Source organism: Saccharothrix sabaoui (assembly GCF_051756985.1).
In the GTDB taxonomy this organism is placed as follows: Bacteria; Actinomycetota; Actinomycetes; order Mycobacteriales; family Pseudonocardiaceae; genus Actinosynnema.
Window position 1 is genome coordinate 79,983 of record NZ_JBPKJK010000014.1, and the last position, 9,381, is coordinate 89,363.

Sequence of the window (9,381 nt, forward strand, 5' to 3'; positions counted from 1 at the left end):
ACGCCGTTCGGAATTGCCGATCTCAGCAGCAGTGCTCGCCGCGCCAGGCCTGGCGTCCTTCCTTGACCGCGACGGCGGCGATGAGCAGGGCGACGATCGACTCGGCCCAGGACCAGCCGAACAGTGAGTTGATGAGCAGGCCGACGAGCAGTGCGCCGGAGAGGTAGGTGCACGGCATGGTCTGTTTGGAGTCGGCGACGGCGTTGGCCGAGCCCAGTTCGCGTCCGGTGCGGCGTTGTGCGGTCGACAGGAACGGTATGAGGTATGACCAGCAGTGACACCGCCGCGAGCACGATGCCCGCGGTGGAGTGTCCGGCTTCGGCCGTGCCGAGCAGGGAGTGCACGGATTCGACGGTGACGTAGGCGGCCAGGGCGAAGAACGACACGGCGATGACCTTCAACGCCGTCCGTTCGCGCTTGTCGGGGTCGGCGCCGGAGAACTGCCAGGCCACCGCGGTGGCCGAGGCGACCTCGATGACGGAGTCCAGGCCGAAGCCGGTCAGCGCGGTGACCGCCCAGCTGATGGATCGCCAGGTCCTGGCCGCCGCCGACACCGTCAGCCGGTGCATCGGGTTCCGGCCCGCCCTCGCGCACCTGGCGCCGCTGGGTCTGTGTGACCGGGAGGGGCACGTGTGCGGCGAGGCGCGTCTGCACCTGTTGGGCTATGGCAACTGGACAGGCCTCTCAAGAGGGTTGACGCCCGACACCTCGGCGACCGTTTGTGGCTGGCGCGGATCGTGCCGACTGTGAACGGTCGTGTGGTGGCGTGGGACACCCGGCACGGGGAGGTATCTTCGGGGGGTGTCCCGGGGGAGTCGTGTCCGCACCGCACCGTCCTGGCCACACCTCACCGAGGCGGGACGCGGCGTGCTGCTGGAGCTGCTCGTCCACGGCACCAGGTCGCGCAGCGAACTCGCCGACCGGCTGCGGCTGTCCCGGCCCACGCTGTCCCGCGTGACCAAGTCCCTGGTGACGCAAGGGCTGCTGGTGGAGGGGGCCACGGAGCTGCGCTCCACCACCGGCAGGCCCTCGGAGATGCTGCACGTGCACGGCGCGTCGCACCGGTTCCTCGGGGTCAAGCTCACCGCCGACCGGTTGTTCGCCGTGGTGACCGACCTGACCGCGACGGTGGTGGACGAGGTCGAGCAGCCGCTGCCCGGCCGCGACCCCGACGAGGTGGTCGACGCGATCACCGAGGTGGCGGCGCGGTTCCCCGGGCTGACCGGGCTGGGGGTGATCCTCGGCGGTGTCGTGCGGGCGGGCGTGGTCGCCCAGGCCGGTTTCCTGGACTGGACCGACGTGCCGCTGGGGCCGCGGCTGACCGAGGTGACGGGCGTGGTCACCGCCGTGGACAACGACGTGCAGGCGCTCACGGCGGCCGAGCACTGGTTCGGCGCCGGCGCCGGGACGACGTCCATGGTGGTCATCACCATCGGCGCGGGGGTCGGCACCGGCCTGGTCGTCGACGGCAAGCTGGTCGAGGGCGCGCACGGCCTGCCTCCCCGGTTCAGCCACATCCGCGTCGACCCCGACGGCCCGCACTGCGGCTACGGCCACCGGGGTTGCGCCTCCAGCTTCCTCATGACGCACGTGATCCTCCGGCAGCTCGACGGCTCCCCGACCTACGACGAGGCGGTCGAACGGGTCCGCGCCGGTGATGAGCGGGCCAGGGAGGTGTTCGAGCGCTCCGGTTACGCGCTCGGCGTGCTCATCGGCACCGCGGCCAACTTCCTGGACCCGCAGAAGATCCTGCTCACCGGTGAGGGGCTGCCGCTCTACGAGCTGACCGCGCCGGTGGTGCGCAAGGGCATCGAGGACACCTACGAGGACGACCTCGCGCTGATCGACCTCGACGTGCGGTCGTTCGACTTCGGCGAGTGGGCCCGCTCGGCAGCCGCCCTCGCCATCAGGAAGACGATCACCGGCGCGGTCTGAAGGGCGCCGGGCGACCGCCGCGCTGACGACCGCCGCGCTGACGACCGCCGCGCTGACGACCGCCGCGCTGACGACCGCCGCGCTGACGACCGCGAGAAGAACGGGAGCGGCGACCGTCCGCGAGGTTCGGCGATTCCCGCTGCCCTCAGCGCCGGACCCACCTCTGGCTGGTCTGCCCGTTGCAGTACCAGATCTGGACGGCCGTGTCCTGACCGGTGGCGTCGAGGCACTTGTCGCCGTAGACCGGCAGTTCACCGCTCGCCGTGGAAGTCCACTGCTGGTTGGCGACGCCGTTGCGGTCTCACAGATGCACCGCGGCGCCGTTGGCGCGGCTGGCCGACGCGACGTCGAGACATCGGCCGGACTGCGCGCCGACCAGTGAGGTGCCGCCGCCCGTCTGCTGGTCGAAGAAGCGGAGCACCTCGTCGGCGAGGATCCGGAGGTTGTGCGGCTGCCCCTGCTCCTTGATCGCCCCGACCCGGGAGCCGTAGCGGGTGCGGGTCCAGGTGCTGCGCTGGGTGTTGTACTCGGTGGAGGTCGGCGTCGTGCTCACGCCGTGGACGTTGGTCCACTGCTCGATCGCCTTGCCGAAGTTGGCGAAGCGCAGCACGTTGTCCTCGGTGCCGTGCCACAGCTGCACCCTCGGGCGCCGTCCGCTGTAGCCGGGGTAGGCGTCGCGCACCAGGTCGTCCCACTGCTGCGGGGTCCTGTTGACGCGGCCCTCGGCGCAGTCGGTGTGCCAGGGGTTCGACCCGGCGAAGCAGCCGAAGGGCACGCCCGCGAACGACGCGCCGGCCTGGAACACGTCCGGGTAGGAGCCGAGCAGGACGTTGGTCATCGTGCCGCCCGAGGAGTGGCCGGTGACGAACGTGCGGCCCGGGTCGCCGTTGTAGCGCTGCTGCACGTACTCGACCATCGAGACGATGCCCTGGGCGTCGCCGCGGCCGTTGTGCTTGATCACGGTGGGGGAGTGGACGTCCCAGCAGCTGTCGGAGCCGACGGCCGACGGGTGGACCACAATGAGTCCGTACCGGTCGGCCAGTGAGGCGTACTGCGTGCCGGCGTGGAAGTCCTGCGCGCTGCCGTGGCACGAGTGGACGCCGACCACCACGGCGAGTCTGGCCGCCACGTTGTCCGGCACGTACACGAACATCCTGATCCCGCTCGGGTTATCGCCGAAGTCCCCGACCTCATGCAATGACGCGGCGTGGGCCATGGGGGTGGCCATCGGCGCCACCAGGCAGGCGAGCAGGGCGACGAAGACCGCCGCCACCCTCGATGAGCTGCGGTGTGCCATCCGAACCGCCTTGTCTCGTCGATGAGCGCGGTCGACCTGGTCGAATCATTGTTAAGTTTCCGGTGAAACGAAGTCAAGGGTGGCGTCTCGGTGGGACTCGAAGGCTTGACTTTGTTTCGTCACGAACCTAACAATCTCTGGACTGCTCCTGCTCCGCCTCGTCCGCGATGATCAAAGGAGATCGGATGCGTACACCACCACGCCTGGGCAGAGCCCTGCTCACCCTGGCGCTGACCGCCCCGGCGCTGATGATGGCGACCACCCCCGCGCAGGCCGCTCCCGCTCCGCTGGTGGGCGTCGGGTCCGGCCGCTGCCTGGACGTCACGGGCAACTCCACCGCCAACGGCGCGCCGGTGCGGATCTGGGACTGCACCGGCGGCGCCAACCAGGGCTGGGAGTTCTCCTCCTCCGGCGAACTACGGGTCTTCAACGGCTCCAAGTGCCTGGACGTGCCCAACGGCAGCACCACCGCCGGCACCCGCCTGGCGACCTGGGACTGCAACGGCGGCGCGAACCAGAAGTTCCGGCTCAACCCGAACGGCAGCATCACCGCCACCCAGTCCGGCCTGTGCCTGGACGTCGACAACCAGGCCACCGCGAACGGGACCGCCGTGAACACCTGGAACTGCAACGGCCAAGCCAACCAGCAGTTCCGCGCCGGCACCGGTCCGGGCCCCGACCCGGCCTGCTCGGTCGACCCGGTGACGCCCAACCCCACGCCGCAGGCGCGCAAGCTGCTCTGCTACCTGTACTCGCAGTACGGCAACCACATCATCTCCGGCCAGCAGGAGTCGACCTGGATCGGCGGCCCGGACCACGAGATCAACCACATCCGCACCAACACGGGCAAGTACCCGGCGATCCGCGCGCTGGACTTCGGCGACTCCAAGGACCTCGCGCCGCGCGCCATCGCGTGGTGGCAGGCCGGCGGCATCCCGATGATCGGCTACCACATGGGCGCGCCGACCAAGCCCGACACCTACGAGGGCACGCAGATGCAGGTGTCGATCAACGCCGTGCTGACGCCGGGCACGGCCGAGCACCGCTCGTTCACCGACCGGCTCGACCAGTCGGCGGCCATGCTCCAGCAGCTGGAGGACGCGGGCGCGGCGGTGATCTGGCGGCCGTTCCACGAGGCCGGCGGCACGTGGTTCTGGTGGAGCAAGGAGGGCGGCGGCCAGTACAACCGGTTGTGGAACTTCACGTTCGACTACTTCACCCGCGTGAAGGGGCTGAACAACCTGGTGTGGCTGCACGGCTACAACGGCCAGCCGCAGGCGTCGTTCTACCCCGGGAAGCCCGTCGTGGACATCGGCGGCGCCGACACCTACGCCGGTGACGGCAACTACGACCCGCAGAACGCCATGTACAACGCCGTGCGCACCATCGTCGGAACGTCCGTGCCGATCGCGCTGCACGAGAACGGCCCCATCCCCGACCCCGACCGGCTCGTCTCCACCGGCACCCGCTGGGTGCTGTTCGGCACCTGGCACGGCAACCACCTCACCGTCAGCAACTCGATCAGCCACCTGCGGAAGGTCTACAACCACAGCTACGTCGTCACCCGCGACGAGCTGCCCAACCTGAGGTAACCGCCGCCCGGACGTCCCCGGACGACGAACAAGATCATCGCTTCGCTCGGAAGGTCTGCCATGAGAACACGCTCGTTGGTGAGCAGTGTGCTGGTCGCGGTGCTGGCCGCGTTGTCCCTGATGGTCCCGCAGGCGTCGACGGCCTCGCCGACGAGGATCATGGCCCTGGGTGACTCGATCACCGGGTCGCCGGGCTGTTGGCGCGCCCTGCTGTGGCAGCACCTGCGCAACACCGGCTACACCGACGTCGACTTCGTCGGCACGCTGCCCGCGCCGGGCTGCGGGTTCGCCTACGACGGGGAGAACGAGGGGCACGGAGGGTTCCTCGCCACCCGGATCGCGGACCAGAACCAGCTCCCGGGCTGGTTGTCGGCGACCCGACCCGACGTGGTGCTGATGCATCTGGGCACCAACGACGTATGGAGCAACATTCCCGCGAGCACCATCCTGGGCGCCTATACCAAGCTGCTCGGGCAGATGCGCGCGAGCAACCCGTCGATGAAGGTCCTCGTCGCGCAGATCCTGCCGATGACCCCGGCCAACTGCTCGGCCTGCTACCAGCGCGTGGTCGACCTCAACAACGCCATCCCCGGCTGGGCGAGGGCGAACACGACGTCCCAGTCGCCGATCACCGTGGTGGACCAGTGGAGCGGCTTCAACACCTCCACCGACACCGGCGACGGCGTGCACCCCAACGACTCGGGCATCCGCAAGATCGAGGCGCGCTGGTACCCGGTCCTGACCGCGGCACTCACCTCCGGCACCCCCACGACCGGCAACGCTTTCGTCGGGCAGCAGTCCGGCCGCTGCCTGGACGTCTCCGGCGCCAGCCAGACCAACGGGGCGCTGATCCGGCTGTGGGACTGCAACGGCGGCGCGAATCAGCGCTGGACCGCCACGAGCGCCTCGGAGCTGCGCGTCTACAACGGCAAGTGCCTCGACTTGGCGCCGAACTCCGCCGCAGGGACCCAGGCGCAGATCTGGGACTGCAACGGCGGCGCCAACCAGAAGTGGACGCCGGCCTCGGACGGCTCGATCCGCCACAACCAGACCGGCCTGTGCCTGGACGCGGACGGCCAAGGCACGACCAACGGGACTCGTGTCAACTCCTGGTACTGCAACGGGCAGGCCAACCAGAAGTGGACCCGCCGGTGAGGCGCCTCGTCGCCTTGGTCGTCGCCGTCACCGCCGCGCTGGCGGTGGCGGCGCCCACCACCGCCTCCGCGCACGGCGACCGGCCCGTCGACGTGCGGGTGGTCGACGAGAAGGCGACCCCGGAAACCCGCTCGCTGTTCGCCTACCTGCGCGCACAGCGCGGGCGGGGCGTGCTGTTCGGGCACCAGCAGACCACCGAGTTCGGCCTCACCTTCGCCACCGCAGACGGCGTCAACTCCGACGTGGAGGCCGGGGTCGGGGATCACCCGGCAGTGTTCGGCTGGGACATGAGCGACCAGGGCTACGGCTCCTCACCCGGCACACCGGAGGAGAAGTTCGCCAAGTACGTGCAGCTGGTCAAGGCCGCCCACCGCGTCGGCGGCATCAACACCATCAGCGCCCACATGAACAACTTCGTCACCGGCGGCAACTACGGCGACACCAGCGGCAACGTGGTCGCCCGCATCCTGCCCGGCGGCGATCACAACGCCCAGTTCCGCGCCTACCTCAACCGGGTGGCCCGCCTGGCGCACGCGATCACCGACGACCGCGGTCGCCCCATCCCGGTCATCTTCCGGCCGTTCCACGAGAACAGCGGCTCGTGGTTCTGGTGGGGCGCGGCGCACGCCTCGGCCTCGCAGTACGTCGAGCTGTGGCGCTACACCGTGGAGTACCTGCGCGACACCGAGGACGTCCACAACTTCCTCTACGCCTACTCGCCCGGCGGCTCCTACGGCGGCGTCAGCGACGTCTACATGCGCACCTACCCCGGTGACGACTACGTGGACGTGTTCGGCTACGACAACTACGACGGCAGCAACGGCTCGGAGCAGTGGCTGGACGGCCTGGTCGCCGACCTGGCCATGATCGCACGGATCGCGGACGGGAAGGGCAAGGTCTCCGCCGCCACCGAGTACGGCATCAGCGGAGCGCTCAAGCCCAACGGTCAGAACGGCAACCTGCACTGGTACACGCAGGTCCTCGACGCCATCAAGGCCGACCCGGACGCCCGCCGGACCGCCTACGCGATGACGTGGACCAACTTCGGCCCCGAGCAGTTCTTCGTGCCCCACCCGGCTGCCGGCGACCTGCCCGAGCACGAGCTGCTGCCGGACTTCCGCGCCTTCCACGCCGACTCGTACTCGGTGTTCGCCGCCGAACTCGACCGCGTCTTCGACCGCCGGACCAAGGCCGTCCGCCAGGCGCCGTCCGCGCACATCGTGTCCCCGACCGACCGCGAACGGGTGACCACGCCCACCACCACGGTCCGGGTCAAGGTCAACAACGCCAAGGCGCTGCTCGTCTACTACACGGTCGGCACGTCGAACAAGAAGCACCTGCTCACCTACGACCGCGCCACCGGCTACCACACCGGTACCTGGCGCATCGGCGAGGAGAACCTGACCAACACGGTGACCCGGTTGAACGTCCGAGCCTCGGTCGCCGGCCGCGCGCGGCCACTGGAGCTGACCAACACCGTCATCCTGGGTGCCAAGCCGCCGCTGCCACCGGGCGTGGTGGACGATTTCGAGGGTCACCCCGACGACACCGCGCTGCGCGCCGACTACAGCACCTACGGCGCCAACACCATTTCCCTGGCCGCCGACAACGGCGGAAAGGCGCTCGAACTGGACTACGACTTCACCTTCCAGACCTACACCGGCATCGGCAAGCGTCTGGAAGGCGACTGGTCGGCCTACAGCGGGCTGGCGCTGTGGTTGCGACCGGACGGCTCGAACCACAGGCTGGTGCTCCAGCTCAACGCGGGCGGCGTCGCCTACGAGGCGTACCCCTCGCTCGCCGGTACCGAGGCGGAAGTCGTGACCATCCCGTTCGCCGACTGGCGCCCCGCGCCGTGGGACACCGCCAACGCCCACCGCCGCATCACCGCCGACGACCTGCGCGGCCTGTCCCAGTTCAACGTCTTCGTCAACCAGGCCGACGGCGTGGCCACGACGAAGGGCTCCCTTGTCCTGGACGACATCCGCGCGGGGTGAAGTCCTCCCACCGCATACAGCAGGAGGTGAACCTGTGGCTCAAGACGCAGGCGCGTCCCGGGTGCTACCCGGGGGCGTCCCCCCGAGGCAGGTCTCGGGTCGGTTGTCGAGGTACGGCGTCGTCCTCGCCGTCGTCACGCTCTCGGTCGCGGCGCTGACGGTCGCGGGCGGGACGGGTCCGGCGTCGGGTGCGGATAACCCCTATCAGCGGGGACCGGACCCGACCTCGGCGAGCGTGTCGGCCAACCGCGGTACGTTCGCCACGGCCCAGGTCGGCGTGCCGGCCGGGAACGGCTTCGGCGGCGGGACCATCTACCACCCGACGGACACCGGCCAGGGCCGGTTCGGCGCGATCGCCGTCGTCCCCGGCTACACCGCCACGTGGGCGGCAGAGGGTGCGTGGATGGGCCACTGGCTGGCCTCGTTCGGGTTCGTCGTGATCGGCATCGACACCAACAACCGCGACGACTGGGACACCGCCCGGGGCACGCAGCTGCTGGCCGCGCTGGACTACCTGACCCAGCGCAGCTCCGTGCGCGACCGGGTCGACGCGACCCGCACCGCCGTGATGGGCCACTCCATGGGCGGCGGCGGGGCGATGTACGCGGCGCTCCAGCGCCCCTCGTTGAAGACCGCGGTCGGGCTCGCGCCGTTCAGCCCGTCGCAGAACCTGACGACCACGCGGGTCCCGACCATGCTCCTGGCCGGGCAGAACGACGGCACCACCACGCCCGCGAGCATCCAGAACCTCTACAACGGGATCCCCGGCGGCATCGAGAAGGCGTACCTGGAACTCGGCGGCGCCGGTCACGCCTTCCCCACCTCGGACAACCCCACGATGATGCGCAACGTCATCCCGTGGATCAAGGTGTTCGTCGACAGCGACACCCGCTACACCCAGTTCCTGTGCCCGCTGGCGAACTGGAGCGGGATCAGGACCTACCAGGGCACCTGCCCGCTGGTGCCCTCCACTCCGCCGACCACCACGACCACGACGACCACCCCCGGCGGGCCGGCCGGCAACGCCTACGTGGGGCAGCAGTCCGGCCGCTGCCTGGACGTGACCGGGCAGAGCCAGGCCAACGGCGCGAAGGTCCAGCTCTGGGACTGCAACGGCCAGGCCAACCAGGTGTGGACGGTGACGGCTGAGTCCGAACTGCGGGTCCACGACGGGAAGTGCCTCGATCTCGCGCCTGGCTCGGCCGCCGGAGCGCAGGCGCAGATCTGGGACTGCAATGGCGGCGCGAACCAGAAGTGGACCCACGGCACGGACGGCTCGATCCGGCACAACCAGACCGGCCTCTGCCTCGACGCCGACGGCCAGGGCACGGCCAATGGCACCCGGGTCAACGCCTGGAACTGCAACGGCCAGGGCAACCAGAAGTGGAGCCGCCGCTGACTGCGG

General features: G+C 69.9%; 7 protein-coding genes and 1 pseudogene. 6 read left to right on the top strand and 2 right to left on the bottom strand.

Features of this window, described 5'->3' with window-relative positions; all coding sequences use genetic code 11:
* Positions 1–22 precede the first annotated feature (22 nt).
* Positions 23–509 (bottom strand): annotated as a pseudogene (locus ACR807_RS06890) (cation efflux transmembrane domain-containing protein); the annotation flags it as partial.
* On the opposite strand from ACR807_RS06890, the gene ACR807_RS06895 reads away from it, so the two are divergent.
* Entirely contained in the window at positions 391–750 is a 360-nt protein-coding gene (locus ACR807_RS06895; RefSeq protein WP_438920376.1) for a hypothetical protein, read from the top strand. The pseudogene ACR807_RS06890 and the gene ACR807_RS06895 overlap by 119 nt on opposite strands.
* A 51-nt stretch (positions 751–801) precedes the next feature.
* On the top strand, positions 802–1,935 hold the full coding sequence (locus tag ACR807_RS06900) for an ROK family transcriptional regulator (RefSeq protein ID WP_438920370.1): 1,134 nt from the start codon (positions 802–804) through the stop codon (positions 1,933–1,935).
* A 301-nt stretch (positions 1,936–2,236) separates the two neighbouring features.
* Here ACR807_RS06900 and ACR807_RS06905 read toward each other — a convergent pair whose 3' ends face one another.
* On the bottom strand, positions 2,237–3,232 hold the full coding sequence (locus ACR807_RS06905) for an extracellular catalytic domain type 1 short-chain-length polyhydroxyalkanoate depolymerase (RefSeq protein WP_438920371.1): 996 nt from the start codon (positions 3,230–3,232) through the stop codon (positions 2,237–2,239).
* A gap of 185 nt (positions 3,233–3,417) precedes the next feature.
* On the opposite strand from ACR807_RS06905, the gene ACR807_RS06910 reads away from it, so the two are divergent.
* The 4 genes from ACR807_RS06910 (at position 3,418) to ACR807_RS06925 (ending at position 9,375) form a co-directional block, all read left to right on the top strand.
* The gene (locus ACR807_RS06910) at positions 3,418–4,824 is read left to right on the top strand and encodes a glycosyl hydrolase (RefSeq protein WP_438920372.1); all 1,407 of its coding nucleotides are present in this window, start codon (positions 3,418–3,420) and stop codon (positions 4,822–4,824) included.
* 78 nt (positions 4,825–4,902) lie between these two features.
* Complete coding sequence (locus tag ACR807_RS06915) at positions 4,903–5,979, top strand: ricin-type beta-trefoil lectin domain protein (protein ID WP_438920373.1); 1,077 nt, start codon at positions 4,903–4,905, stop codon at positions 5,977–5,979.
* The gene (locus ACR807_RS06920) at positions 5,976–7,976 is read left to right on the top strand and encodes a glycosyl hydrolase (protein ID WP_438920374.1); all 2,001 of its coding nucleotides are present in this window, start codon (positions 5,976–5,978) and stop codon (positions 7,974–7,976) included. Before ACR807_RS06915 ends, ACR807_RS06920 begins: the two co-directional genes overlap by 4 nt.
* Before the next feature lie 103 nt (positions 7,977–8,079).
* Positions 8,080–9,375: a poly(ethylene terephthalate) hydrolase family protein gene (locus ACR807_RS06925; protein WP_438920375.1), complete on the top strand. Its 1,296-nt coding sequence runs from the start codon at positions 8,080–8,082 to the stop codon at positions 9,373–9,375.
* Positions 9,376–9,381 lie beyond the last annotated feature (6 nt).